At 73.4% G+C, this 24,991-nt stretch carries 26 protein-coding genes and 1 tRNA gene; 20 read left to right on the top strand and 7 right to left on the bottom strand.

What is annotated here, in order from left to right:
• Nucleotides 1–6: 6 nt before the first annotated feature.
• On the top strand, nt 7–249 hold the full coding sequence (locus tag AH6_RS08590) for a helix-turn-helix transcriptional regulator (RefSeq protein ID WP_067476431.1): 243 nt from the start codon (nt 7–9) through the stop codon (nt 247–249).
• Nucleotides 246–1,460 carry a tyrosine-type recombinase/integrase gene (locus tag AH6_RS08595; RefSeq protein ID WP_067476434.1) on the top strand — a complete coding sequence of 405 codons (1,215 nt, stop codon included), beginning with the start codon at nt 246–248 and terminating at the stop codon, nt 1,458–1,460. The genes AH6_RS08590 and AH6_RS08595 overlap by 4 nt, the downstream gene beginning before the upstream one ends.
• 81 nt (nt 1,461–1,541) lie before the next feature.
• Here the strand turns inward: AH6_RS08595 and AH6_RS08600 are convergent.
• Nucleotides 1,542–1,615, bottom strand: a tRNA-Pro gene (locus AH6_RS08600).
• A 405-nt stretch (nt 1,616–2,020) separates the two neighbouring features.
• On the opposite strand from AH6_RS08600, the gene AH6_RS08605 reads away from it, so the two are divergent.
• From AH6_RS08605 to AH6_RS08640, 8 genes are all read left to right on the top strand, one after another.
• Nucleotides 2,021–2,656 (top strand): hypothetical protein, encoded by a 636-nt coding sequence (locus tag AH6_RS08605; protein WP_157431349.1) that lies wholly within the window; start codon nt 2,021–2,023, stop codon nt 2,654–2,656.
• A 169-nt stretch (nt 2,657–2,825) separates the two neighbouring features.
• Entirely contained in the window at nt 2,826–4,691 is a 1,866-nt protein-coding gene (locus AH6_RS08610) for a PP2C family protein-serine/threonine phosphatase (protein ID WP_067476441.1), read from the top strand.
• Between the two features lie 75 nt (nt 4,692–4,766).
• On the top strand, nt 4,767–5,954 hold the full coding sequence (locus tag AH6_RS08615) for an acyl-CoA dehydrogenase family protein (protein WP_067476444.1): 1,188 nt from the start codon (nt 4,767–4,769) through the stop codon (nt 5,952–5,954).
• A 47-nt stretch (nt 5,955–6,001) separates the two neighbouring features.
• Nucleotides 6,002–6,781: an SDR family oxidoreductase gene (locus AH6_RS08620; protein ID WP_067476446.1), complete on the top strand. Its 780-nt coding sequence runs from the start codon at nt 6,002–6,004 to the stop codon at nt 6,779–6,781.
• A gap of 2 nt (nt 6,782–6,783) precedes the next feature.
• On the top strand, nt 6,784–7,401 hold the full coding sequence (locus AH6_RS08625; protein WP_067476449.1) for a TetR/AcrR family transcriptional regulator: 618 nt from the start codon (nt 6,784–6,786) through the stop codon (nt 7,399–7,401).
• 24 nt (nt 7,402–7,425) lie between these two features.
• A complete protein-coding gene (locus tag AH6_RS08630; RefSeq protein ID WP_067476451.1) occupies nt 7,426–8,580 on the top strand; it encodes an acetyl-CoA C-acetyltransferase in 1,155 nt (384 codons plus the stop codon).
• 87 nt (nt 8,581–8,667) lie between these two features.
• The gene (locus AH6_RS08635) at nt 8,668–9,834 is read left to right on the top strand and encodes a CoA transferase (protein WP_067476452.1); all 1,167 of its coding nucleotides are present in this window, start codon (nt 8,668–8,670) and stop codon (nt 9,832–9,834) included.
• A complete protein-coding gene (locus tag AH6_RS08640; protein WP_067476454.1) occupies nt 9,831–10,655 on the top strand; it encodes an HTD2 family dehydratase in 825 nt (274 codons plus the stop codon). The genes AH6_RS08635 and AH6_RS08640 overlap by 4 nt, the downstream gene beginning before the upstream one ends.
• Here AH6_RS08640 and AH6_RS08645 read toward each other — a convergent pair.
• Nucleotides 10,609–11,025, bottom strand: coding sequence for a hypothetical protein (locus tag AH6_RS08645; protein ID WP_067476456.1), 417 nt, complete (start codon nt 11,023–11,025; stop codon nt 10,609–10,611). The genes AH6_RS08640 and AH6_RS08645 overlap by 47 nt on opposite strands.
• A gap of 40 nt (nt 11,026–11,065) precedes the next feature.
• The gene (locus tag AH6_RS08650; protein WP_174555083.1) at nt 11,066–12,217 is read right to left on the bottom strand and encodes an acyl-CoA dehydrogenase family protein; all 1,152 of its coding nucleotides are present in this window, start codon (nt 12,215–12,217) and stop codon (nt 11,066–11,068) included.
• A gap of 80 nt (nt 12,218–12,297) precedes the next feature.
• Between AH6_RS08650 and AH6_RS08655 the strand changes: the two genes are divergently transcribed.
• The 8 genes from AH6_RS08655 to AH6_RS08690 all read left to right on the top strand — a co-directional run bounded on the left by AH6_RS08655 (nt 12,298) and on the right by AH6_RS08690 (nt 19,789).
• Nucleotides 12,298–13,002, top strand: a complete 705-nt coding sequence (locus AH6_RS08655) for a GntR family transcriptional regulator (protein ID WP_067476457.1) — start codon at nt 12,298–12,300, stop codon at nt 13,000–13,002.
• 67 nt (nt 13,003–13,069) lie between these two features.
• A complete protein-coding gene (locus AH6_RS08660; RefSeq protein ID WP_067476459.1) occupies nt 13,070–13,834 on the top strand; it encodes an enoyl-CoA hydratase/isomerase family protein in 765 nt (254 codons plus the stop codon).
• 33 nt (nt 13,835–13,867) lie between these two features.
• On the top strand, nt 13,868–15,043 hold the full coding sequence (locus AH6_RS08665; RefSeq protein WP_067476461.1) for an acyl-CoA dehydrogenase family protein: 1,176 nt from the start codon (nt 13,868–13,870) through the stop codon (nt 15,041–15,043).
• Between the two features lie 47 nt (nt 15,044–15,090).
• The gene (locus AH6_RS08670) at nt 15,091–15,978 is read left to right on the top strand and encodes a helix-turn-helix transcriptional regulator (RefSeq protein ID WP_083982449.1); all 888 of its coding nucleotides are present in this window, start codon (nt 15,091–15,093) and stop codon (nt 15,976–15,978) included.
• A 91-nt stretch (nt 15,979–16,069) separates the two neighbouring features.
• On the top strand, nt 16,070–16,825 hold the full coding sequence (locus tag AH6_RS08675) for an SDR family NAD(P)-dependent oxidoreductase (protein WP_067476464.1): 756 nt from the start codon (nt 16,070–16,072) through the stop codon (nt 16,823–16,825).
• An 18-nt stretch (nt 16,826–16,843) separates the two neighbouring features.
• Nucleotides 16,844–17,854, top strand: a complete 1,011-nt coding sequence (locus AH6_RS08680; protein WP_067476466.1) for an aldo/keto reductase — start codon at nt 16,844–16,846, stop codon at nt 17,852–17,854.
• Entirely contained in the window at nt 17,854–18,804 is a 951-nt protein-coding gene (locus AH6_RS08685) for a quinone oxidoreductase family protein (RefSeq protein ID WP_067476469.1), read from the top strand. Before AH6_RS08680 ends, AH6_RS08685 begins: the two co-directional genes overlap by 1 nt.
• 166 nt (nt 18,805–18,970) lie before the next feature.
• Complete coding sequence (locus tag AH6_RS08690) at nt 18,971–19,789, top strand: SAM-dependent methyltransferase (protein WP_083982451.1); 819 nt, start codon at nt 18,971–18,973, stop codon at nt 19,787–19,789.
• Here AH6_RS08690 and AH6_RS08695 read toward each other — a convergent pair.
• The 4 genes from AH6_RS08695 to AH6_RS08710 are packed head-to-tail and all read right to left on the bottom strand — an operon-like array spanning nt 19,759 to nt 23,205.
• Nucleotides 19,759–20,838: an NAD(P)H-dependent flavin oxidoreductase gene (locus AH6_RS08695; RefSeq protein WP_281180205.1), complete on the bottom strand. Its 1,080-nt coding sequence runs from the start codon at nt 20,836–20,838 to the stop codon at nt 19,759–19,761. The two genes, AH6_RS08690 and AH6_RS08695, sit on opposite strands and share 31 nt — an antisense overlap.
• Complete coding sequence (locus AH6_RS08700) at nt 20,835–21,581, bottom strand: CoA-transferase subunit beta (protein WP_067476470.1); 747 nt, start codon at nt 21,579–21,581, stop codon at nt 20,835–20,837. The genes AH6_RS08695 and AH6_RS08700 overlap by 4 nt, the downstream gene beginning before the upstream one ends.
• Nucleotides 21,578–22,426, bottom strand: coding sequence for a CoA transferase subunit A (locus AH6_RS08705; RefSeq protein ID WP_218005757.1), 849 nt, complete (start codon nt 22,424–22,426; stop codon nt 21,578–21,580). The genes AH6_RS08700 and AH6_RS08705 overlap by 4 nt, the downstream gene beginning before the upstream one ends.
• A gap of 29 nt (nt 22,427–22,455) precedes the next feature.
• Nucleotides 22,456–23,205 (bottom strand): enoyl-CoA hydratase family protein, encoded by a 750-nt coding sequence (locus AH6_RS08710; RefSeq protein WP_067476477.1) that lies wholly within the window; start codon nt 23,203–23,205, stop codon nt 22,456–22,458.
• A gap of 66 nt (nt 23,206–23,271) precedes the next feature.
• Here AH6_RS08710 and AH6_RS08715 point away from each other — a divergent pair, with 66 nt between their 5' ends.
• The gene (locus AH6_RS08715) at nt 23,272–24,045 is read left to right on the top strand and encodes an SDR family oxidoreductase (RefSeq protein ID WP_083982453.1); all 774 of its coding nucleotides are present in this window, start codon (nt 23,272–23,274) and stop codon (nt 24,043–24,045) included.
• A complete protein-coding gene (locus AH6_RS08720) occupies nt 24,042–24,950 on the top strand; it encodes an SDR family oxidoreductase (RefSeq protein ID WP_067476480.1) in 909 nt (302 codons plus the stop codon). The genes AH6_RS08715 and AH6_RS08720 overlap by 4 nt, the downstream gene beginning before the upstream one ends.
• The last annotated feature ends 41 nt before the right edge of the window (nt 24,951–24,991 follow it).

The raw sequence follows: 24,991 nt of genomic DNA on the forward strand, positions 1-24,991 counted from the left end.
TGGAACATGACTGAGATCGCCGAACATGTCGCCGTCCCGTCTTTGCTGCTGGGCGGCTGGTACACCACTGAGGAACTCGCCGAGCTGATCGGTGTGGACCCCTCGACGCTGCGCCGCTGGCGCACCGTTCACCCGGTGCAGGGTCCGCCGGTGGTGAAGATGAGCGGAGCGGTCAGCCGCTACAGCGCTCTGGATGTCGAGCAGTGGTTGCGGCAACGGCGCTTCGACCCGGCGGAGGTGGCGTATTGAGCCACCGTGAACAGCCGCCGCTGGGGGTGTCCCTGTCGGCTGACATCGAGTTCAGGGAAGGCCGCCCCAAGCCCTACCGGGCTCGTGTCCGCTGGTTCGTTCCCGGCTCTGCGCCGCGTCGCCGGACCTCGGTCTCAGAGTCCTTTGCTGAGGAGGACCAGGCCAAGGCATGGATCGACCAGATGCGACAGGCCGCCCGGCGCGGGGTCGATCCGCTCGCCATGACCATGACGCTGGCCGACTACGGCGACAGCGTGATGACGCTGGCGATGCGGGGACTGGAAGTTAAGACGCTGGACCCCTACCTGGCGGGTTGGCGTAAAAGGGTGGTGCCCACCCTGGGGCATCTGCCCGTCCGGGTGATCTCACATGGCGCAGTGGACCGGACCGTGCACGTCTGGATCGCCGACGAATGCAGCCGATCCACTGTCAAGAACAGCCTGGCGGCCTTGGTGCGGGTCATGGAACAGGCGGTCCGTGACGGGATCATCGACCAGAACCCGGCCCGGGTGACCGGCTGGCAATACCAGTACAAGCGCGCCGAAGACGAACTGGACGACCCTCGGTCGCTCGCCCTGCCGGACTGGGCCGCGCTGGTCCAGCTCGCTGACGCGCTGGTGGAACGATCGGCCGACGCCTATCGGGGTTGGGGTGATGTGGTCGTCTTCGCAGCTTGCACGGCGGCTCGTATCGGTGAGGTCTCCGGCGTCCGGGCGGCCGACATCGACCGGGAAGACTGGACCTGGATGGTCCGTCGACAGACCACCCCCGGCCCCGGCGGGCTGGTCGACAAGGGCACCAAGGGCAAGCGGGCCCGAAGGGTGCCACTGATCGAAGAGATCCGGGAACTGGTCGGGCGTCGGCTGGACGTGGTCGGAGACGACCCGATGGCCCGGCTGTTCACCGGTCCGCGCGGCGGTCGGATCAGCACGGCGGTCCTGCGGGATGCCACCCATTGGGACGAAGTGGTGACCGGGCTTGGCTATGAGCACCTGCGCCGCCATGATCTGCGGCATACCGGGCTGACGTGGATGGCCGACGCCGGTGTCCCGGTGCACGTGCTGCGGAGGATTGCTGGGCATGGCTCGCTGAACACCACCCAGCGCTACCTGCACCCGGACCTTGAAGCGATTCTTGTAGCCGGGGCGGCATTGAGCCTGCATCTCAGCGAGCGCAGGTCCCCAGGTGGTCCCCAGCTGCGCGCCGTGTGATTACTTGATCGGCCATGCTGCGACACGCAAAAGCCCCACTGACCTCGGCTTTCGCCGAACCCAGCGGGGCTTTTTACTCTGTCGGGACGGCGGGATTTGAACCCACGACCCCTTGACCCCCAGTCAAGTGCGCTGCCAAACTGCGCTACGTCCCGGTGCCCGCGTCAGCAGGCGTGATTACTGTAGCGCAGACTCCGGACTCATGCGTACTCGGTTGATCGGGCCGTGGTCGCCGGGTCCGGCGGTCTGCGATCTGGTAGGCATTCCGGGTGTTGTCTTCGGTGGTTCGGGCGGGGCTCGTCCTCGTCGTCGGCGGGGCTCCGCTGGGCGTCGTCTGCGGGTGCGGGGCTGAGGACGAGCCTGCGCCCGCCCCCGCGTCCTCCGCTAGGGCGGGGGCCGTTTCGTCGTCGCCCGCGATCAGTCCTCGGGTCTCGACGCGGGCTCCGGTCAAGATCAAGGTGCCTGCGGGGGTGCGGGCCTCTTATGTCGTTTTTGATCGGGATGCCGGTCGGGTCGTGGTGGAGTATCGGGCCCATCAGGTCTTTCGGTCCGCTTCGGTCGTGAAGATTCTGATTGCGCTGGACCATCTGCGGGGGCGGCGGGCGCAGGCCGGGGATCGTGCTCTGTTGCAGCGGATGCTCCGGTCCAGCGATGACAAGGCCGCCACCGCCTTCTGGAAGCGGGGCGGGCAGGCCGCCATCATCCGGCGGATGGCCCCGCTGGCCGGGTTGACCGACACCCAGGGGCCGCCCGCGGACAAGCCCGGGTTCTGGGGGTACACCGCCCTGAGCGCGGCCGACGTCGTGCGCACCTATCGGTACCTGCTGGAGAAGGCGCCTCGGGCGCATCGGGAGTTCGTGCTCGCGCAGCTGCGCCGGGCCACCCCTTGTGGCAGTGACGGGTTCGACCAGTACTTCGGCATCCCTCGTGCGGTGTCCCGGCCCTGGGCCGTCAAGCAGGGGTGGTCCGGGTTCGGGCTGACGCCTGCCGAGCCGTGTGGGGCTGCGACGCAGGGGCTCGTCGTGCGGCCTGCCGATCTGGGGATCGGACGGCCCGTGCTGCACACGACCGGGCTGGTGGACGGGGAGCGCAAGATCGTTGTTGTGCTCACGCTCCAGCCGGCGGGGTCCTCGTTCCGGGCGGCGGCGGCCCGGATCACTGCTCTGACCAGGCAGGTTCATCGCGCCGCCGGGTGATTTCGGGGGTGCCGCCGGGTAGGGGTGCCCGGGGTGCGGGGCGTCGCGGCGAAAGGGGAAAGTCGCGGCAAAGAACTGGACTGGGAAAGAAATGATCAGGCTTCGGTGTTCATCAGCGTATGTACCTTTTCGTGGGTGAGGGCATAGCACACCGAACGGGGGACCACGGGTGACGGAGGTCGACGGACCGCCTGCGGAGCTGGCCGAGCTGCGGGATGCCGCGCGCGAGCGCGCCCTGCTGGCCGAAGCGCGCGCCGTCCTCGCCGGCCGCCTGGGCTGCCCTTCAGGGGAGGCGTTGCAGCACCTCATCTGGCTCGCCCGCGATCTGGACGTCGAGCTGCCCGAGGCCGCGGCGCTGGTCGCCCGAGGTGAGGGTGTCGAGGCCCCGGCCGTGCCCGCTGCTCGGGCGCTGGCGGCGGCTCCGCCCGCTGAGCCGCCCCGTCAGTCCGAGCAGGAAGAGGTCCTGCGGCGTGTTGCCGCTGTTGACTCCCTGGATGATGAAGCTCTGCTGATCGCTCTGCCTGACGATGTCGAGGCGCGGGCCGCGCTCGACGCCTCGTTGGGGTCGGCCGCCCATCTGGTGCCCGTTCGCGGTCCCGGGGGGCGTGTGGTCGACTTCCTATACGCCGCGCTCAACGAGCGGGCCCGCGATCTTTTTGATCGTGGGCCTAATGAACTGGCTGGTGGCCGCCTGCTGCGCACCGATCCCGGGGCTGCCCTCAGCGGGCTGTTTGATGCCTATGTCGGGGTTCTGGAGACCGGTGTTCCCTTCACCCGCGGCCCCTTCGAGCACTCCACTGCCCAGGACGGCTTCTCCCGCTCGTCCCGCATGAGCCTGCGCTGCGTGCCCGTCCCCACCGGCGTCGTGGTCACCTGGCACTTCCATCGCGAGGAGGACCGCGTCCAGCGGCGCCTGGAGCGGGTGGAGCGGCTCGCCAAGATCGCGTTCGGCGAGTGGGACCTGGTCACCGGCGAGGTCGCCTGGTCCGCCGACCTGATGGCCAACTACGGCCTGAGCCCCGAAACCGTGCCCGCCACCCCGCACGATCTCGCCAAGGTCGTGGCCGAGGACGACGTCGCGGTGGTCGAGGAGGCCGTGCAGACGCTGATGGCGCGCCTGGAACCGGTCGAGATCGAGCACCGCGTCGCCACCTCCGACGGGCGGCACCGGCACCTGTGGCTGGTCGCCGAACCCGTCCTGGACGCCAACGGGCGGCCGGTCGCGGTGCACATCGTCTCCCAGGACATCTCCCGCCGCCGCGGCATCGAGCGCGCGCTCGCCGACACCCGCCGCGCCATGTTGCGCCAGCAGATCCGCGCCGCCCAGGAGCACCGCGTCGCGGTCACCCTGCGGCGCGCGGTGCTGCCCGACTCCGGCGAGGTCGAGCCGCTGCCGGGCCTGGACGTCGCGGTGCGCAGCCTGGCCGCCGGGAGCGCCGACCGCATCGGCGGCGACTGGTTCGCCACCCGCGCCCTGCCCGACGGCCGCGCGCTGTTCGCGATCGGCGACGCCGCCGGGCACGGCCTCACCGCCGCCGCCGCGATGGCCCGCACCCGCGGCGGCCTGCTCGGCCTCGCCTACACCGGACGGCCCCCGGGCCGCCTGATGGCCTGGCTGAACGAGCTGGTCGGCGACCTCGACCATGCGGCCACCGGCACCGCCGTCGTGGCGCGCTTCGACCCCGCGACCCGGCTGCTGGAGTGGACCAACGCCGGGCACCCGCCGCCCATCCTGGTCCGCGACGGCGCCGCGATCGCGCTGGAGACCCCGCCCGACACCATGCTGGGCGCGCTCCCGGAGATGGAGTACGCCACCCACACCCGCGAGCTGCTCCCCGGCGACCTGCTGTTCCTCTACACCGACGGCCTGATCGAGCGCCGCGACGTCGGGCTGGACACCCAGATCGACCGGCTGGCCGGGGTCCTGGCCGTCGCCGCCGACGAGCCCGAGTTCCTGCTGGCCCGCGCCCTGGAGCGCATGGAGCACGACGGCGAGTCCGACGACACCACGCTGTTCGCGCTGCGCGTCGCGTGAGCTGACCACCCGCCCGTCCCCGCGAGGGGGCGGCCGCGTCCATTCTTTCTAACAACTGTTTGGTAGAGTGCACGCGTGAACCAGAACGAGAGCCCCGCCGACCGGGCGTTCCGGGCCGAAGTGCGCGCCTGGCTGGAGGACAACCTGTCGGGCGCGTTCGCGCACGCGCGCGGCCTGGGCGGCCCCGGCCGCGAGCACGAGGCGTTCGAGGAGCGGCTCGCCTGGGAACGGCACCTGGCCGCCGCCGGGTGGACGTGCGTGGGCTGGCCCGAGGAGTTCGGCGGCCGCGGGGCGAGCGTCGAGCAGCAGGTCATCTTCCACGAGGAGTACGCGCTGGCCGACGCCCCCGCGCGGGTCGGCCACATCGGCGAGAACCTCCTCGGCCCCACGGTCATCGCGTTCGGCACCCCCGAGCAGCGCGCCCGCTTCCTGCCGCCGATCGTGGCGGTGGCGGAGTTGTGGTGCCAGGGCTACTCCGAGCCCGACGCCGGTTCCGACCTCGCCAACGTGCAGACCCGCGCCGAGCTCGGCGACGACGGCTGGCGCGTCACCGGCCAGAAGGTGTGGACCTCGCTGGCGATGGAGGCCGACTGGTGCTTCGTCGTCTGCCGCACCGAGCCCGGCTCCGCGCGCCACCACGGCCTGTCCTACCTGCTGGTGCCGATGCGCCAGGACGGCGTGGAGATCCGCCCGATCGTGCAGCTCACCGGCACCTCGGAGTTCAACGAGGTGTTCTTCGACGGGGCCCGCGCCGAGGCCGGCCACATCGTCGGCGCGCCCGGCGAGGGCTGGAGGATCGCGATGGCCACGCTGGGCTTCGAGCGCGGCGTCGCCACCCTCGGCCAGCAGGTCGGCTTCCGCCGCGAGCTGCGCGGCGTCATCGAATTGGCCCGCCGCACCGGCGCGATCGACGACCCGCTGCTGCGCGACCGGCTCACCCGCTCCTGGTCCGGCCTGGAGATCATGCGGCTGAACGCGCTGCGCACCATGGCGGGCGTGGCCGCCGGCGCGCCCGGCCCCGAGTCCTCGATCTCCAAGCTGGTGTGGGGCACCTGGCACCGCGAGCTGGGGGAGCTGGCCATGGACGTGCTGGGCGCGGCCGGGCTGGTCGCCGACGGCGAGCCCTACGACCTGAACGACTGGCAGCGGCTGTTCCTGTTCTCCCGCTCCGACACCATCTACGCCGGGTCGAACGAGATCCAGCGCAACATCATCGCCGAGCGCGTGCTCGGTCTGCCACGCGAGCGGCGAGGGACCGAGTGAGGAACGAACGAGGGAGAGAGCGCGACCATGAACACAGAGGTACGTGGATGACGACGCCGACCTACGTTCCCGGCCACGGCCTGCTCAAGGACCGCGCCGTCGTCGTCACCGCCGCCGCCGGGGCCGGCATCGGCGGCGCGACCGCCCGCCGCTGCCTGGAGGAGGGCGCCCGCATCCTGATCTCCGACGCGCACGAGCGCCGCCTCGCCGCCTCCGCCGCCGAGCTGGAGAAGGAGTTCGGCGCCGACCGCGTCGCCGCCCTGCCCTGCGACGTCACCGACGAGGAGCAGGTGCGGGCGCTGTACGCGCTCGGCGTGGAGCGCTTCGGCCGGATCGACGTCGCCGTCAACAACGCCGGGCTCGGCGGCACCGCCGACCTGGTCGACATGGTCGACGAGCAGTGGGACCGCGTCCTGGACATCACCCTCAACGGCACCATGCGCTGCACCCGCGCCGCCCTGCGGATCATGCGGGAGCAGGGCGCGGGCGTGATCGTCAACAACGCCTCGGTCATCGGCTGGCGGGCGCAGAAGGGCCAGTCGCACTACGCCGCCGCCAAGGCCGGGGTCATGGCGCTCACCCGCTGCGCCGCGCTGGAGGCCGCCGAGTTCGGCGTGCGGGTCAACGCGGTGTCGCCGTCGCTGGCCATGCACCCGCACCTGGTGAAGGTCACCTCGGCCGAGCTGCTGGCGGAGCTGACGCGCCGGGAGGCGTTCGGCCGCTACGCCGAGCCGTGGGAGGTGGCCAACGTTATCGTCTTCCTGGCCAGCGACTATTCGTCCTACATGACGGGCGAGGTCGTCTCCGTCTCCAGCCAGAAAGCCTGAACATGAGTCCACGACGGCGCGATGCCGAGGGCACCGCGGCCGCCCGCGCGGAACGGCGGGCCGAGCTGCTCGCCACCGCCGCCGAGGTGTTCGCCTCCCAGGGGTACTCGGCCACCACCATCCGCAAGGTCGCCGACGCCGCCGGCCTGCTCGGCGGCAGCCTGTACTACCACTTCGACTCCAAGGAGTCGATGGCCGACGAGATCCTGTCGACGTTCCTCAACGACATGTGGAGCGCCTACGACCGGGTCCTCGCCGCCGGCCTGGGCGCCCGCGAGACGCTGGAGGCGCTGGTCGTGGAGTCGTTCCGCTCCATCGACCGGCACCGCCCCGCCGTCGTGATCTACCAGAACGAGTCCAAGCACCTGGCCACCAGCGAACGTTTCCACTACCTGCTCGACTCGCACCGCCGGTTCGAGGAGATGTGGACCGCGCTGCTGGCCCGGGGCGTGGCCGAGGGCGCCTTCCGCGCCGACCTCGACACGACCCTGGTCTACCGGTTCATCCGCGACACCGTCTGGGTGGCGGCCAACTGGTACCAGCACGGCGGGCGCCTGTCCGCCGACGACATCGCCAAGCAGTACCTCGCCATGGTCCTGGAAGGGATCCAGGCGAGCTGACCCCCTGGCAAGAAGGAGACCCCCATGGCCGAGGCCTACATCGTCGAGGCGGTCCGCGCGCCGGTCGGGCGGCGCGGCGGCGGGTTCGCCGCCGCGCACCCCGCCGACATGGGCGCGCACGTGCTGACCGCGCTGATGAGCCGTTCGGGCGTCGACCCGGCCGCGGTCGAGGACGTGGTGTTCGGCTGCGTGGACACGATCGGCCCGCAGGCCGGGGACATCGCCCGCACCTGCTGGCTGGCCGCCGGGCTGCCCGAGGAGGTGCCCGGCGTCACCGTCGACCGGCAGTGCGGCTCCTCCCAGCAGGCGGTGCACTTCGCCGCGCAGGCGGTGTTGTCGGGCACCAGCGACCTGGTGGTGGCGGGCGGCGTGCAGAACATGTCGCAGATCCCGATCGCCTCCGCCATGACGGCCGCCGAGCCGCTGGGCTTCGACAAGGGCCCGTTCGCCGGGTCCAAGGGGTGGACGGCGCGCTACGGCGACGCCGAGGTGTCGCAGTTCGCGGGCGCCGAGATGATCGCCCGCGACTGGGACCTGTCCCGCGAGGAGATGGAGGCGTTCGCCTACCGCTCGCACCGGCGCGCGATCCGCGCCATCGACGAGGGCCGCTTCGAGCGGGAGATCGCCCCCTACGAGGGCCTCACCACCGACGAGGGCCCGCGCCGCGACACCAGCCTGGAGAAGATGGCGGGGCTGCGGACGCTGGTCGAGGGCGGCCGCCTCACCGCCGCGGTGTCGTCGCAGATCTCCGACGGCGCGGCGGCGCTGCTGATCGCCTCCGAGCGCGCCGTCCGCGAGCACGGCCTGACGCCGCGCGCCCGCGTGCACCACCTGTCGGCGCGCGGCGAGGACCCCATCCGGATGCTCTCGGCACCGATCCCCGCCACCGCGTACGCGCTCAAGAAGGCCGGGATGACGATCGGCGACATCGACGCCGTCGAGATCAACGAGGCGTTCGCGTCGGTGGTGCTGGCCTGGCTGAAGGAGACCGGCGCCGACCCCGAGACCGTCAACCCCAACGGCGGCGCGATCGCGCTGGGCCACCCGCTCGGCGCGACCGGCGCGCGGCTCATGACCACGCTGCTGCACGAGCTGGAGCGCACCGGCGGCCGCTACGGCCTCCAGACGATGTGCGAGGGCGGCGGCCAGGCGAACGTCACCGTGATCGAACGCCTCTGATCCCCTTCCCGGGGGGCCGTGGACGCGCCGTCCGCGGCCCCCTGCGATCATGCCCGGAACGTCCGGGACGTACGAAGGAGTGGTCGCATGGCGGGCCTGCTCGACGGCTTGCGGATCGTGGAGGTCTCCAGTTTCGTGGCCGCCCCCCTCGGCGGCATGACGTTGGCCCAGCTCGGCGCCGAGGTGGTCCGCGTCGACCCGCTCGGCGGCGCGGCCGACACCGGCCGCTGGCCGCTGGCCCCGTCCGGGACCAGCCTGCTGTGGACCGGCATGAACAAGGGCAAGCGCTCGGTCACCGTGGACCTGCGCTCCCCGGTGGGCCGCGAGGTGGTGACGAGCCTGGTCGCCGACGCCGGGATCGTGCTCACCAACGCGGTCGGCCGGAGCTGGTTGTCCTACGACGCGCTGACGCGGGTCCGCCGCGACCTCATCCACCTCCAGATCGAGGGACACCACGACGGCCGGGCGGCGGTGGACTACACCGTCAACGCCGAACTCGGGTTCCCGCTGGTCACCGGCCCCGCCGACCACGCCGCCCCGGTCGGCCACGTGCTGCCCGCCTGGGACGTGGCGTGCGGCCTGTACGCGGCGGTCGGCCTGCTGGCCGCCGAGCGCCGCCGCTCCCGCACCGGCGAGGGCGCGCGCATCAGGCTGCCGCTGTACGACGTGGCGCTGGCCACCGCGGGCAACCTCGGCCTGCTCGCCGAGGCGCAGCTCGGCGCGGAGCGCCCCCGCATCGGCAACCACCTGTTCGGCGGCTTCGGCCGCGACTTCGCGCTCGCCGACGGCGGCCGCGTCATGGTCGTCGCCCTCACCACGCGCCACTTCGCCGACCTGTGCGCGGTGACCGGCCTGGACGGCACCGTCGCCGAGCTGGAACGCCTCCTGCACGCCGACTTCACCGTGGACGGCGACCGCTACCGGCACCGCGAGGCCCTGGCCGCGCTGGTCGCCCCCTGGTTCGCGGCCCGCACGCTGGCCGAGGTGGGCGACGCGCTGGCGGGCTCGTCGGTGCTCTGGGCCCCCTACCAACGTTTCTCCGAGATCGACCTGGAGGCCAGCCCGGTGATGGGCGAGATCGACCAGCCCGGCGTCGGCAAGATCAAGGCCCCGGCGTCCCCGCTGGACACCGGGCCGGACACCGGCGCGCGCACCCCCGTCCCGGCCCCCGATCTCGGCGAGCACACCGACGAGGTGCTGGCCGCGCTCGGCCTCGACGTCGCCGCGCTGCGCGCCCAGGGGGTGGTCGCGTGATCGCCCTGGACGGCTGGGAGCCCAAGCCGCTGGAGACCGCCGAACGCGTCGACGCCGCCCCTTCCGCCGCGCTCGCCGGGCTGCTCGACGTCGAACCGCCGGGGGAGGAGCTGCCGCCGCTGTGGCACTGGCTCCACTTCCTCGACCGGCCCGCGCAGCGCGAGCTGGGCCCCGACGGGCACCCGCTCGCCGGGCACTTCCTGCCGCCGATCCCCGACCGCCGCCGCATGTTCGCCGGGGGCCGCTACCTGGCGCGCGAGCCGATGCGCGTCGGCGACGTGGTCACCCGCCGGTCCGAGCTGGCGTCCACCGCCGTGAAGACGGGCCGCAGCGGCGAGATGGCGTTCGTGACCGTCCGCCACACCTTCCTGCGCGACGGCGTCGCGATCGCCGTCGAGGAGCAGGACCTGGTCTACCGCAGCGGCGACCCGGACACCCGTCCCGAGCCGCCGTCGTACAAGCCGCCGCAGGCCGACGAACCGTGGACGCTCGCGATGAACGCCGACCCGGTGCTGCTGTTCCGGTTCAGCGCGCTCACCTACAACGCCCACCGCATCCACTACGACGAGGCGTACGCGACCGGCGTCGAGGGGCACCCGGGCCTGGTCGTCCACGGGCCGCTGCTGGCCCTGCTCTGCCTGGAGCTGCCGCGCCGCGCCGGACAGGCGGTGACCGAACTGTCGTTCCGCGCCCGGCGGCCGGTCTACGCGGGACAGCCGTTCGTCGCGGCGGGCTCGCCGGACGGGGAGCTGGAGATCCGCGCGCCCGGCGGCGTCACCGCGATGACCGCGACCTGTTCCGGTCCGCCCGCCACCGGGTGACGTCCTCACGGCCCATGAGGAACCCCGACGTCATGAGGGCGGCCGCCCCGACGAGGCCCGGGACGCCGCGCCGCAGCGTCTCGCCGATCTCGTCGGGGTAGAGGGCCAGCACGCCGACCAGCGCGATCAGGATCAGGATGCCGAAGCTGATCCCGATGCGGTGGATCGCCATGATGGCGAAGGGGCCGCCGGCCCAGGCGCGGTAGAGCAGCAGCGCCAGGACCGCGTACCAGAACGCCATGCCCGCCAGGGGCCCCGGACCGTACGCGCCGGAGGCGATCGCGACCGCGGACGTGCCGAGCCAGACCGCGCCGAACAGGACGATGCCCGCCACCACCGCCGGGGGGCGGCCCGCGATCCGCAGGGTCATGGGCCCGCAGCGTAGTGGCCGCCGCCCGGGTCCGGCACCCCTAGATCCGGTTCCGGTCGATCAGCTGCTTGACGATCACGTTGCGCTGGATCTCGTTGGTGCCCTCGCCGACGATCATCAGGGGCGCGTCGCGGAAGTAGCGCTCCACGTCGAACTCGGTGGAGTAGCCCGCCGCGCCGTGCACGCGCACCGCGTTCAGCGCGATCTCCATCGCCGCCTCCGAGGCGTACAGCTTGGCCATGCCCGCCTCCATGTCGCAGCGCTCCCCGGCGTCCAGCCGCTCGGCGGCGTCCAGGGTGAGCAGCCGCGCCGCGCGCAACTTCGTCGCCATGTCGGCCAGGTAGTTGCCGACCGACTGGTGCTGCCAGATCGGCCTGCCGAACGCCTCGCGCTGCTGGGCGTAGCGCAGCGAGTCCTCCAGCGCGGCCCGGCCGACGCCGAGGGCGCGCGCGGCGACCTGGATGCGGCCGACCTCCAGCCCGCGCATCATCTGCGCGAAGCCGCGGCCCTCCGCGCCGCCCAGCACGGCGTCCAGCGGGGCCTCGTACCCCTCGAACACCAGCTCGCAGCTCTCCACGCCCTTGTAGCCGAGCTTGGGCAGGTCGCGCGAGACCGTCAGGCCCGGCCCTTTCTCCACCAGCAGGATGCTGATGCCGCGGTGCCGGGGCTCGGCGGCCGGATCGGTCTTGCACATCAGCGCGATGAGGCCGGACCGCCGCGCGTTGGTGATCCACATCTTGGCGCCGTCCACCACGTACCGGTCGCCGGACCGGCGCGCCGCCGTGCTCATCGCCTGGAGGTCCGACCCGCCGGACGGCTCGGTCAGCGCCATCGTCGCGCGCAGCTCGCCGGTCGCCATCCGGGGCAGGTAGCGGCGCTTCTGCTCCTCGGTGCCGAACACCGCGATCAGGTGCGAGACGACGGTGTGCCCGCCGAACGCGCCCGCCAGCGTCATCCAGCCGCGCGCCAGCTCCTCGGTCACCAGCGCGTAGCAGCGCTTGGACACCGCCGACTCGCCGTAGGGCGCGGGCACCGCCAGCCCGTACACGCCGAGCTGCTTCATCCGCTCGATCAGGTGCTCGGGGTAGGTCCCGGCGTGCTCCAGCTCGCGGGCCGCCGGGCGGACCTCGCGGTCCACGAACTCGGCGACGACCTCGACGATGGCGCGTTCCTCGTCGGACAGTGCGAACACGGGCGATCTCCTCCCGCCGGCGATGGCGCGAGTGTTTCATATATTTGATCGGATCGGTCTCTCGCGCGGAGGAGAGCACAGTGGCCCGTACCGGTGACGCGGCGGCCCTCGGGCGGCGCCGCCAGCTCAGCGACGAGGTGGCCGCCTACGTCCGCGACCTCATCATGTCCGGGCAGGTCAGGCACGGGGAGTTCCTGCGGCTGGAGCGCGTCGCCGAGGACCTGGGCGTCAGCGTGACGCCGGTCCGCGAGGCGCTGCTGTCGCTGCGCGGCGAGGGCTTCGTCGTGCTGGAGCCGCGCCGGGGGTTCATGCCCGCGCCGCTCAGCCGCCAGGACGTGCAGGACCTGTTCGACGCGCAGGCCCACTTCGCCGGGGAACTGGCCGCCCGCGCCGCCGAGCGCGTCACCGCCGAGCAGGTCGCCGAGCTGGAGCGCACGCAGGCCCGGCTGGAGGCCGCGGCCGGGTCCCGCGACGCCGACGCCATCGAGGAGGCCAACCACCACTTCCACCGCGTCGTCAACCTCGCCGCCGCCTCGCCCAAGACGGCCTGGCTGCTCCAGCTGGTCGCGCGGTACGCGCCGCGCCGCTTCTACTCGGCCATCCACGGCTGGCCGCAGGCGTCGGTGGACGACCACCACCTGGTGCTGGCGGCGCTGCGGACCGGTGACGCCGACGCGGCGCGGAAGGCGATGCGCAACCACATCCGGCATGCGGGGACGCTGCTGGTGGTGCACCTGGAGGCGCGGGGCTTCTGGGACGAGGCGTCCGACGACGCCGAGGGCTGAGCGCGGGCGGCCCCTTCCGCTCCCGTCCCCAGCGGTCATATCGTATAAAAAATCCGAAGGGGGCCCAGTGATAGCGGTGACCGACCACGGCACGACCCGTGTCCTGGCCTTCGACCGGCCCGAGGCCCGCAACGCGATCGACGTCCCCACCCGCGAGCGGCTGCTGACCGCGCTGCGCGAGGCCGCCTCCGCGCCGGGCGTGCGGGCGATCGTGCTGACCGGGACCGGCGGCACGTTCAGCGCGGGCGGCGACGTGCGCGAGATGCGGGGCGTCGGCCCCGAGGCGGTGGCGGCCCGGCTGGAGCCGCTGCATGAGGCGGTCCGGCTCATGATGACCTGCGCCAAGCCGGTCGTCGCGGCCGTCGAGGGGGTCGCCGCCGGGCTGGGCATGTCGTTCGCCGTCGCGTGCGACCACGTGGTGGCCGCCGAGGACGCGCGGTTCGTCGCCGCGTTCGGCAAGGTCGGCCTGGTCCCCGACGGCGGCCTGCTGTGGACGCTGCCGCAGCGCGTCGGGATCGGCCGCGCCAAGGACCTGCTGGTGTTCGGCCGCACCGTCCCCGCGCGCCGCGCCCACGAGATCGGCTTGGCCGACAGCCTCGCCCCGTCCGGCGGCGCGCTGGACGCCGCGCTGGAGCTGGCGGCCGAGGCCGCCGTCCTGGCCCCGCTGTCGGTCGCCGCGACCAAGCGGGTGCTGGCCCGCGCCGAACCCGACCTGGACCGGCTGCTGGCGGCCGAGCGCGAGGAGCAGACCGCGATCTACGCCAGCGCCGACTTCGCCGAAGGCCGCGCCGCGTTCGCCGAACGCCGTCCGCCCCGCTTCGAGGGCCGCTAAGTCCGTCAGGTCCGTCCCGCAAGGAGAGCACCGGTGAGCAGACTCCAGCAGACCCACGGGCTGAGCGACGAGCAGCGCGAGATCGTCGCGACGGTGCGGGCGTTCGTGGACAAGGAGATCCTCCCGGCCGCCGCCGACCTGGAGCGCGCCGACGAGTACCCGCAGGCGATCGTGGACCGGATGCGCGAGCTGGGCCTGTTCGGGCTGATGATCGGCACCGGGCACGGCGGGCTGGGGGAGTCGCTGCTGACGTACGCGCTGGTGGTGGAGGAGCTGTCGCGCGGCTGGATGAGCGTGTCGGGCATCGTCAACACGCACTTCATCGTCGCCTGGATGATCACCCACCACGGCACGCCGGAGCAGCGTGACCACTACCTGCCGAGGATGGCGACGGGCGAGGTCCGCGGCGCGTTCTCGATGTCGGAGCCGGGTTGCGGCTCGGACGTGTCGGCGATCCGCACCCGCGCGGTCCGCGACGGCGACCAGTACGTGATCGACGGCCAGAAGATGTGGCTGACCAACGGCGCGTCGGCCAACCTGGTCGCCACCCTCGTCAAGACCGACCCCGCCGCCGGGCACCAGGGCATGACGACGTTCCTGGTGGACAAGGAGCCCGGCTTCGGCGAGGTCGCGCCCGGCCTGACGGTCCCCGGGAAGATCTCCAAGATGGGCTACAAGGGCGTCGACACCACCGAGCTGGTCTTCGCCGGGCACCGCGTGCCCGCCGCGCAGGTCCTCGGCGGGGCCGAGGGACGCGGCTTCTACCAGATGATGGACGGCGTGGAGGTCGGCCGCGTCAACGTCGCCGCGCGCGGTTGCGGCGTCGCCCGCCGCGCCTACGAACTGGGCCTGGACTACGCCCGGCGGCGCGAGACGTTCGGCCGCCCCATCGCCGAGCACCAGGCGGTGCTGTTCCGGCTGGCGGAGATGGCGACCAAGGTGGAGGCCGCGCACCAGATGATGGTGATGGCCGCGCGCCGCAAGGACTCCGGCGAGCGCAACGACCTGGAGGCGGGCATGGCCAAGTACCTGGCCAGCGAGTACTGCAAGGAGGTCGTGGAGGACTCCTTCCGCATCCACGGCGGCTACGGGTACTCCACCGAGTACGAGATCGAGCGCCTGTACCGGGAGGCCCCGATGTTGCTGATCGGCGAGGGCACCGCCGACATCCAGAAGATGATCATCGGTCGGCGGTTGCTCGCCGAGTGAGCGGCCGCCGCCCGGAACCGGGACGGACCGCCCGATATCGTGGCGGCATGGCCGCTGCGAAGTCCCCCGCCACGTCCACCAGCACGCCCACCACCACGTCCCCCACCACCGACCGCCGCCGCGAGGAGCTGCGCGACTTCCTGCGCACCCGCCGGGCCCGCCTCGCCCCCGCCGACGTCGGGATGCCCGAGGCGGGCCGCCGCCGCACGCCGGGGTTGCGCCGCGAGGAGGTCGCCGTGCTGGCCGGGGTCGGGGTGTCCTGGTACACCTGGCTGGAGCAGGGCCGCGACATCAAGGTGTCGGGCGAGGTCCTGGACGCGATCTGCCGCGCGCTGCGGCTGGACGGGCGCGAGCGCGAACACCTGTACCTGCTGGCCGGGCTGAACCCGCCGATCGCCGAGGCGCTCCCCGCGATCCCCGTCACCCCCGAGCTGCAGCGGCTGCTGGACGCCTGGTCGCCCCGGCCCGGCTACGTCCGCGACCGCTACTGGAACTTCCTGGCCATCAACGACGCCGCCCGCGAGGTGTTCGGCTACGGCGACACCGACCACAACTGCCTGATCAGCTTCTTCACCAACGTCCACTACCGGGCGCTGCACGCCGAGTGGCAGGCGGCCGCGCCCGGCGTCGTCGGCCGGTTCCGCGCCGACGTCGCCCGCTACCCCGACGACCCCGAGTTCGACCGGCTGATCGAGGACATGCACGCCGCCAGCCCCGAGTTCGCCGAGTTGTGGGCGCGGCACGAGGTCGGTGGGGAGAGCCAGGTCCGCAAGGCGATCCACCACCCCGAGGCGGGCGACCTGGTCTTCGAGGCGACGCAACTGCCGCTGCCCGACCGGCCCGGCCACAACCTGATCCTGCACAACCCGCTGCCCGGCACCCTGGAGCGGCTGGAGCGCCACATGACGCGGATCAGGCTGGCCCGCGCGAGCTGACCGCCGTCCCACCAACGAGCAGGGTGGTGGTGGCACACCCAGGATAAACGGGCACTGCCGACCCGCCCCGGCCCTCGGCAGGATCGACGGCATGGACAACGAACGATTCGCCGGGAAGACCGCTCTGGTGACCGGCGGGAGCAGCGGCATGGGCCTGGCCACCGCCCGCCGCCTGCTGGACGAGGGCGCCGACGTCGTCATCACCGGCCGCGACGCGGGCCGCCTGGAGCGGGCGGCCAAGGAGCTGGACGCGGGCGACCGCGTCCTGGCCGTCGCGGGCGACGCCGCGAGCCCGGCCGACCTCGACGCCCTCATGGCCACGATCGCCGACCGGCACGGGCGGCTCGACGTGCTGTTCGCCAACGCGGGCGTCGGCACCTTCAAGCGCGCCGCCGACATCACCGAGGCCGACTTCGACCACACCGTGGGCGTCAACCTCAAGGGCGTGTTCTTCACCGTCCAGAAGGCCGTCCCGCTGCTGCCCCGGGGCGGCGCGGTCGTGATCAACGCCTCGTGGACCACGAACCGGGGCCTGCCGCTCGCCTCGGTCTACTCCGCGACCAAGGCCGCCGCGCACAACCTCGCCCGCACCTTCGCCGCCGAGCTGGCGGACCGAGGCGTCCGCGTCAACTCGGTCAGTCCCGGGTACATCGACACCCCCATGTACCCGGAGGCGGCGCTCCCGGCGGAGGAGGCGGCCGCGCTGCGCGCGCGGGTCGCCGCCGGGCGCTTCGGCCGGCCCGAGGAGGTCGCCGCGGCGGTCGCCTTCCTCGCCTCCGCCGACGCCTCCTACGTCAACGCACAGGACCTGGTCATCGACGGCGGCCTCGTCGCCGCCGCGGCCTGAACCCCGAAGGGAAACATCATGCGCACTCGCGACTTCCACGGCACCCCCGTCGGCGCGGTCGGCCTCGGCTGCATGGGCATGAGCTGGGCCTACAGCGCCTCCGAGCGGGACGACGACGCCTCGGTCGCCCTGATCCGCGAGGCCCTCGACCTCGGCGTGACGTTCCTGGACACCGCCCAGGTGTACGGCGACGGCCACAACGAGACCCTCGTCGGCCGCGCCCTGCGGGGCCGCCGCGACCAGGCGGTCGTCGCCACCAAGACCGGCCTGGTCGTCGACGACGCCGCCACCCACGCCATGCACCGCGACGGCTCGCCCGAGCACGTCCGGCGCTCGGCCGAGGAGAGCCTGCGCCGCCTCGGCATCGACGCCATCGACCTGTTCTACCTGCACCGCGTCGACCCCGGCGTGCCGCTCGCCGAGTCCTGGGGCGCGATGGCCGAGCTGGTCGCCGAGGGCAAGGTCCGCCGCCTGGGCCTGTCGGAGGTCACCGTCGCGCAGGCCGAGGAGGCGCACCGCGCCCACCCGGTCGCCGCGATCCAGTCGGAGCTGTCGTTGTGGACGCGCGACGCGATGGGCGCGCCCGGCGGCATCGCGGGCGGCGGCTCCGACAGCACCGCCGCCGCGACCGGGGGCGTCGGCGACGTGGTCGGCTGGTGCCGCGACAACGGCGCGGCGTTCGTGCCGTTCTCCCCGCTCGGCCGCGGCTTCCTCACCGGCGCGGTCAGCAGCGCCGACTTCGAGGAGGGCGACTTCCGCGCCGGGAACCCGCGCTTCCAGGAGGAGGCGCTGAAGGCCAACCTGCGGATCGTCGAGGTCGTCAAGACCGTCGCCGGGCGGCACGGCGCGACGCCCGCGCAGGTCGCCATCGCCTGGACGCTCGCCCAGGGCGACCACGTCATCCCGATCCCCGGCACCAAGAAGTCCCGCTACCTGCGCGACAACGCGGGCGCGGCCGCCCTGGACCTCACCGCCGCCGACCTCGCCGACCTCGACTCCGTCCCCCTCCCCACCGGAGACCGGTACTGATGCGCGCGATCACCATTCCCGAGTTCGGCGGGGCCGACGTCCTGCGCGCCGCCGACGTCAAGACCCCCGAGCCCGGCCCCGGCCAGGTGTCGATCGACGTGGCCTACGCGGGCGCGAACTTCGCCGAGATCCTCTACCGGCGGGGCGTGGTCGACGTGCCGCTGCCGTTCGTGCCCGGCATCGAGGTGTCCGGGCACGTGCGCGCCGTCGGCGACGGCGTCGAGGACCTGCGGCCCGGCCGGCCCGTCGCGGCGCTGACCATCGTGGACAGCGGCGGCTACGCGGAGGTGGCGGTCACCTCCGCCGACCTGGTCGCCCCGCTGGACGGGCTGCCGCTGGACGTCGCGGCGGCCGTGCCGTCCAACAGCACCACGGCGTTCCTGGTCCTGGACCGGGTCGCGCGGATCGAGCCGGGCGAGAGCGTGCTGGTGCACGCCGCCGCCGGGGGAGTGGGCAGCCAGCTCGGCCAGGCCGCCCGCCTGCTCGGCGCGGGCCGCGTCGTCGGCACGGTCGGCAGTTCCGCCAAGATCGAGGCGGCGCGCGCGTTCGGCTACGACGAGGTCGTGTTGCGCGACCGGCGGCCGGACGGCCCGTTCGACGTCGTCGTGGACATGGTCGGCGGCCCGGCGCGCCGCGCGGGCCTGGACCTGCTCGCGCCGATGGGCCGCCTGGTCGTGATGGGCAACGCCTCGGGCGCCGACGACGTCGGCCTGTCCGCCAACGACCTGTGGTTCGCCAACAGGACGGTGTCGGGCTTCAACCTGGCCGCGTTCTCCGCCGCGCACCCCGAGCAGGCGGGCCGGGCCCTGCGCCGCGCGGTCGCGGCCGCCGAGTCGGGCACCCTGCGCGTGCGGGTGGAGACGCTGCCGCTGGAGCGGGCCGCCGAGGCGCACCGCCGCATCGAGTCCGGCGCGACGACCGGCAAGCTCGTCCTGGCGGTCGCCCCGTGACGCCCGCGCCGGGCGCGCCGCACGCGCGCGCCCGGCACGGCCGTCGCGGACCCGGTCCGCGGCGGGTCCGGCCTGTTGCGGACGGAATCGGCGGTTCCGCTGGAGGGCGGCCCGGCGGCGCGACAGAATGATCTTCTGTTGCGGCCCCCGACGCGAGGAGCAGGCCTTGACCACCCCCGAGCAGGCGCCGCCCGGCGTGGACCCCGCCGTCCCGAGCGTCGCCCGCATGTACGACTACTACCTGGGCGGCAAGGACAACTTCGCCGCCGACCGCGAGGCCGCCGAGAAGGTCATCGCGATCAGCCGCGAGGTCGGCAACGACCTGCGCGGGGCCGCCCGCGCCAACCGGGCCTTCCTCGGCCGGGCCGTGCGGTCGCTGGCCGCGCGGGGCTGCCGCCAGTTCCTCGACGTCGGGGCCGGGCTGCCCACGCAGGAGAACGTCCACCAGGTCGTGCTGCGCGAGGTGCCCGACGCGCAGGTCGTCTACGTCGACAACGACCCGACGGTGCTCGTCCACGCCCGCGCCCTGCTCGCCGACAACCCCCAGACCAGCGTCGTCGAGGGCGACCTGCTCGACCCCGAGGCCATCCGCGCCCACCGGGTGGTGCGCGAGCGCATCGACTTCGACCGGCCCGTGACCGTGATCCTGTGCGCGATCCTCCAGTTCGTGCCCGACGACGAGGTGGCCGCCTCGATCGTGGCGCGGTTGTGCGCGGACCTCGCGCCCGGCAGCCACCTGGTGTTGTCGCACCCGTTCCCCGGCGAGGGCCAGGACGGGCCGTTGTCGCAGGTGGACGGCATCTACAAGCGCAGCGCCGCCGGGTCGTTCACGCTGCGCAGCCGCGACCGGCTCGCCACGCTGCTCGGCGACGCCGAGCCCGTGCCGCCGGGCCTCGCGCCGGTGGAGGTGTGGGAGCCGGGCGCCGACCTGACGCCCGACTTCCGCGTCCCCACCTACCTCGGGGTCGTCGCCCGCGTCAGGTAGGCGTGCTGGGCGGCGATCCGCCCGGCCGCCTGCGCGACGATCGCGTCGATCAGCTCGGCGCAACCCGGCAGGTCGTCCAGCACCGCGACGACCTGCCCGGACGCCATCACGCCGAGGTCGGGACGGCCGTCCACCATGGCCGCCTTCAGCAACATCGGCGTGTTGCCCGCCATCAGCACCTGCGACCACGACAGGTCCTTGCCGTGCTTCATCGCGCGGCCGTCGGCGAGCATCGCGCGCCAGGACATGCCGGAGATCTTCTTGAACGCGGCGGCGTTGCGCAGCGCGCGGACGGTGCCGGACACGCGGCCGGAACGTTCGAGGGCGTCCACCAGGTCGCTGCGCAACACCCGGTGCGGCATGCCGTCCACCTGGCGGGTCACCACGGTCTCGGTGGTGCCGAGGTAGACGCGCTTGACCTCCTCGGGCACCGCCGAGTCGGCGGTCAGCAGGAACCGGGTGCCCATCGCCACGCCCGCCGCGCCGTAGGCGAGGGCGGCGGCCAGGCCGCGGCCGTCGAAGAACCCGCCGGCGGCGATCACGGGGATGTCCACCGCGTCCACCACCTGCGGCAGCAGCAGCGTCGTGGCGACCGCGCCGGTGTGGCCGCCGCCCTCGCCGCCCTGCACGAGCACCGCGTCGGCGCCCCACGCGGCGACCTTCTCGGCGTGGCGGCGCGCGCCCACCGAGGGGATCACCACCACGCCCGCGTCCTTGAGCTTGGCGATCAGGTCGGGCTTGGGGGCCAGCGCGAAGGAGGCGACCTTGACCTGCTCCTTGATGAGCAGGTCGATGCGGTCGCCCGCGTCGGAGGCGTCGGCGCGCAGGTTGACGCCGAACGGCGCGTCGGTGCGCTCCTTCACCTCCCGCACGGCCGCGGTGAGCTGGTCGAGCGTCATCGTCGCCGACGCCAGGATGCCGAGGCCGCCCGCGTTCGCCACCGCCGTCACCAGGCGCGGGCCCGCCACCCAGCCCATGCCGGTCTGCACGACCGGGTGACGCACGCCCACCAGCCGGGTCAGCGGCGTCTCCAGGACCTGCCCGCTCACTGGGGCACCTCGCGTTCCCGCAGGCCCTTGGGGTCGAGGACCTCGCGCATGACGCGCAGCTCCTCGGCGCTCGGCAGGCGCGTGTCGGGCACCTCGTCCGGGACGGCCAGCTCGAAGCCGGTGTTCTCGACGACCTGCTCGACGGTGACGCCGGGGTGCACCGACCGCAGCCGCATCCGCCGGTCGGGCGTGGCGAAGTCCAGCACGGCCAGGTTGGTGACCACGCGCCGGATCTCGTGCGCGCCCCGGTCGTGGCCGACGCCGCTGACGAAGTCCACCTTTTCGGTGAACACCCGCGTGGAGTGCTTGGGCACCCAGTAGCTGGTCGTGTTGAGCAGGGTGTTGCCGGGCCCGCCCCGCACGCCCAGCAGTTGCCGCGAGGGGCGCTCCCAGTCGCCGATGCAGGAGATGTTGGTGTTGCCGAACGCGTCGATCTGGCTGGGGCCCATCACCACGTGCCGCCGCCCGTTCAGCACCAGCCACAGGTGGTCGCGGAACGGCAGCCAGCCCTCCACCTCGGCGGCCTGCGCGCCGAGCGGGACCGGCGCGGCGCTCAGCGACGGGCCGCCGTCGGTGGTCAGCAGGTCCGGCTCGAAGGTGGCGCGGGCGAGCCGCGAGCCCAGCATCGGCACGAACCCGGCGACGGCCGCGGCGACGATCTCCCCGTCGCCCCGGAACAGGTCGGCGCAGGCGGCGGCGCACACCTCGGCGCGCGTCGCGGTCTCGGTGGCGGTCGTGCTCATCGGTTCTCCTCCCGCCAGACGCGCACGGCGTCCTGGTAGGCGGCCTCGTCGCCGGACAGGAAACGTTCGCGGAACGCCGCCCACTGCCCGGGATCGGCGGCGGCCTTGGCGTAGAGCCGCTGGAACGCCTCGTCCCGGCCGTGGTCGGGGACGCAGTCGGTGAAGTGCGCGCCGTTCGGGGTCTCCACCACGCCCGTCACGTGCGCGCGACTGAGCAGCAGGGACTGGACGGGCCCCTCCTTCAGCAGGTCGGCGGTGTCCACCAGGCGCTCGCACGACACGTAGGCGCGGTCGGCGGCCTTGGCGAACAGGTCGTCCATGTAGGGGTCGGGGCCCAGGTACTGGGCGTTGCCGCGCGCGTCGGCGCGGTTCATGTGGATCAGCGCGGCGTCCATCGTCAGCGCGGGGACCGCCACCAGCTCGGTGCCGTCGTCGTAGGGCGAGCGCACCGTCTTCAGGCCCGGGTTGACGCGCATCACGTCCGAGCCGAGCCCGACGGGGGTGGGCAGGAACGGCAGCCGGTGCGCCGCCGCGTACAGCCCGAACATGAACATGCCCTCGTCGTACTCGGTCAGCTCGATCGCGCCGTCCTGGCGGGCCTGCCGGAAGTGCGGCTCCAGCGGGATCGAGTCGAGCGTGACGAACGCCGTCACCAGCCGCCGCACCTTCCCCGCCGCGCACAGCAGCCCGACGTCGGGGCCGCCGTAGGACACCACCGTCAGGTCGGTGAGGTCCGAGCGCAGGATCTCGCGGACCAGCGCCATCGGCTTGCGCCGCGACCCCCAGCCGCCGATCCCGAGCGTCATGCCGCTGTCCAGCGACGCGACGACCCCGGCGGCCGTCATGACCTTGCCGCCCATCGCCTGCCCCTCCATCACTCGGCCCCCTTCGCCACGAAGGCGTCGCGGTGCTCGTCGCCCGCGCCCATCAGGTTCAGCTCGAAGGTGAAGCCCTGCTCGAAGCGGTAGCTGCGCCGCACGTCCACCGGGTCGATGCCATTCAGCGACTCCTTGGCCCGGCGGATCACGTACCGGTCCTTGGCGGCGATGCTCCCGGCGACCTCCAGCGCGCGCTCCCGGAGGCGGTCGGCGGGCACCACGTCCAGCACCGAGCCGTGGTGGTGCAGCTCGGCGGCGGTGACGTTGCGGCAGGTGTACACCATGGCCCGCATCAGGTGCTGGGGCACCAGCCGGGCCAGGTGGGTGGCCGCGCCGAGCGCGCCCCGGTCCACCTCCGGCAGCCCGAAGTAGGCGTCCTCGGCCGCCACGACGATGTCGGCGTTCCCGGCCAGCCCGACGCCGCCGCCCAGGCAGAACCCGTGCACCGCCGCGACGACCGGCACCTCGCACTCGTAGACGGCCGCGAACGCCGCGAAGCAGCCCCGGTTGGCCCCCACCAGGGCGGTGTGCCCCGTGGTGGCCTGCATCTCCTTGATGTCCACTCCGGCGTTGAAGCCGCGGCCCTCGGCGCGCAGCACGACGGCGCCGACCTCCGGGTCGCGCCCGGCCGCCAGCACCGCCTCGGCCAGCTCGAACCACCCGGCCACGGTCAGGGCGTTGACCGGCGGCGCGGCGACGACGATCTCGGCGACCCCGTCCGGACGGGTCGTGGTGGCGATTCCCATGCGCTACCTTTCCACCAAACATTTGTTAGAACTGACCGTAGCAGTCACCGCGGAGAGGGGAGAAGCGTGCTGAGCCTGGATCTGAGCGGCCGGACCGCCGTCGTCACCGGAGGGGTGCGCGGCGTCGGCCTCGGCATCAGCCGCGCCTTCCTGGAGGCCGGGGCCGAGGTCGTCGCGGTGGCCCGGCGCGAGCCGGACGCCCTGCCCGAGGCGGGGGGACGCACCGCGCGCTTCGCCTCCCTGGACGTGCGCGACCCCAACGCCGCCCAGGCGTTCTTCGCCTCCCTGGACCGGGTGGACGTGCTGGTCAACAACGCGGGCGGCACCCCGTACCTGCCGGTCTCCGACGGCGAGGTCCGCACCCACGTCAAGCTCATCGAGCTGAACCTGACCTCGGCGCTGATCATGTCCCGCGCCGCCGCCGCCCGGATGCGCGAGCTGGACTCCGGCGGCTCGATCGTCAACATCAGCAGCGTCAGCGGGACGCGCCCCTCGCCCGGCACCGCCGCCTACGGCGCGGCCAAGGCGGGCCTGGAGAGCCTGACCGCGTCGCTGGCCGTGGAGTGGGCCCCGCGCGTCCGCGTGAACGCGGTGACGCTCGGCATGGTCCGCACCGAGCAGTCCCACCTGCACTACGGCGACGAGGCGGGCGTCGCCGCCGTCGAGCGCACCGTGCCGCTCGGCCGCCTCGCCGACCCCCACGACGTCGGCTCGGCCTGCGTGTTCCTGGCCTCCGACCTGGCCGGGTACGTCACCGGGTCCGCGCTGCTGCTGCACGGCGGGGGAGAGCGCCCCGCCTTCCTGGACGCCGCCACCGCCAACAAGGAGGACGCGAAGTGATCTGTGAGGACCGCGTGGTCGCCGTGACCGGGGCCGGGCGCGGGCTCGGCCGCGCGCACGCGCTGGAGTTCGCCCGCCAGGGGGCCGCCGTCGTGGTCAACGACCTCGGCGTGGCCCGCGACGGCACCGGCGCGGCCTCCGGCGGCCCCGCCCAGGAGGTCGTGGCCGAGATCGAGGCGCTGGGCGGCCGGGCGGTCGCCAGCGGTGACGACATCGCCACCGACGCCGGCGCGGCGGCGCTGGTCGCCACCGCCGTCGAGCACTTCGGGCGGCTGGACGTGCTGGTCAACAACGCCGGGTTCCTGCGCGACCGGATGTTGATCAACCTGTCCGAGGAGGAGTGGGACGCGGTCATGCGGGTGCACCTGAAGGGGCACTTCCTGCCGCTCAAGCACGCCGGGCGGTACTGGCGGGCCGAGAGCAAGGCGGGCCGCCCGGTGGACGGACGCGTGATCAACACCTCCTCCGGCGCGGGCCTGCTCGGCAGCGTCGGCCAGGGCAACTACTCCGCCGCCAAGGCCGGGATCGTCGGCCTGACGCTGGTCGCCTCGGCCGAGCTGGGCCGCTACGGGGTGACGGTGAACGCGATCGCGCCCGCCGCGCGCACCCGCATGACCGAGGAGGTGTTCGCGCAGACCATGGCCGCGCCCGGCGAGGGTGAGTTCGACGCGATGGCGCCCGAGAACGTGTCGCCGCTGGTGGTGTGGCTGGGGTCGGCGGACTCGCGCGGGATCACCGGGCGGGTCTTCGAGGCCGAGGGCGGCAGGATCTGCGTGATGGACGGGTTCCGGCACGGGCCCGTCGCCGACAAGGGCGCCCGCTGGGACCCCGCCGAGGTCGGCCCGGTCGTCGCCGACCTGCTCGCCAAGGCCCCCGCGCCCGAGCCCGTCTACGGGGCCGGATGATCCCCTGGTGTTCGGGAGAGGCCGGTCTTGGTCAGACCGGC

Origin of the sequence: Actinomadura hibisca NBRC 15177, from assembly GCF_001552635.1 — a bacterium.
In the GTDB taxonomy this organism is placed as follows: domain Bacteria; phylum Actinomycetota; class Actinomycetes; order Streptosporangiales; family Streptosporangiaceae; genus Spirillospora; species Spirillospora hibisca.

Coding starts and splice junctions, on each gene's coding strand:
- AH6_RS08590 (WP_067476431.1), top strand. CDS start 7: ATGACTGAGATCGCCGAACATGTCGCCGTCCCGTCTTTGCTGCTGGGC.
- AH6_RS08620 (WP_067476446.1), top strand. CDS start 6,002: ATGACGACGCCGACCTACGTTCCCGGCCACGGCCTGCTCAAGGACCGC.
- AH6_RS08625 (WP_067476449.1), top strand. CDS start 6,784: ATGAGTCCACGACGGCGCGATGCCGAGGGCACCGCGGCCGCCCGCGCG.
- AH6_RS08630 (WP_067476451.1), top strand. CDS start 7,426: ATGGCCGAGGCCTACATCGTCGAGGCGGTCCGCGCGCCGGTCGGGCGG.
- AH6_RS08635 (WP_067476452.1), top strand. CDS start 8,668: ATGGCGGGCCTGCTCGACGGCTTGCGGATCGTGGAGGTCTCCAGTTTC.
- AH6_RS08645 (WP_067476456.1), bottom strand. CDS start 11,025: ATGACCCTGCGGATCGCGGGCCGCCCCCCGGCGGTGGTGGCGGGCATC.
- AH6_RS08670 (WP_083982449.1), top strand. CDS start 15,091: ATGGCCGCTGCGAAGTCCCCCGCCACGTCCACCAGCACGCCCACCACC.
- AH6_RS08675 (WP_067476464.1), top strand. CDS start 16,070: ATGGACAACGAACGATTCGCCGGGAAGACCGCTCTGGTGACCGGCGGG.
- AH6_RS08680 (WP_067476466.1), top strand. CDS start 16,844: ATGCGCACTCGCGACTTCCACGGCACCCCCGTCGGCGCGGTCGGCCTC.
- AH6_RS08685 (WP_067476469.1), top strand. CDS start 17,854: ATGCGCGCGATCACCATTCCCGAGTTCGGCGGGGCCGACGTCCTGCGC.
- AH6_RS08700 (WP_067476470.1), bottom strand. CDS start 21,581: ATGAGCACGACCGCCACCGAGACCGCGACGCGCGCCGAGGTGTGCGCC.
- AH6_RS08705 (WP_218005757.1), bottom strand. CDS start 22,426: ATGACGGCCGCCGGGGTCGTCGCGTCGCTGGACAGCGGCATGACGCTC.
- AH6_RS08710 (WP_067476477.1), bottom strand. CDS start 23,205: ATGGGAATCGCCACCACGACCCGTCCGGACGGGGTCGCCGAGATCGTC.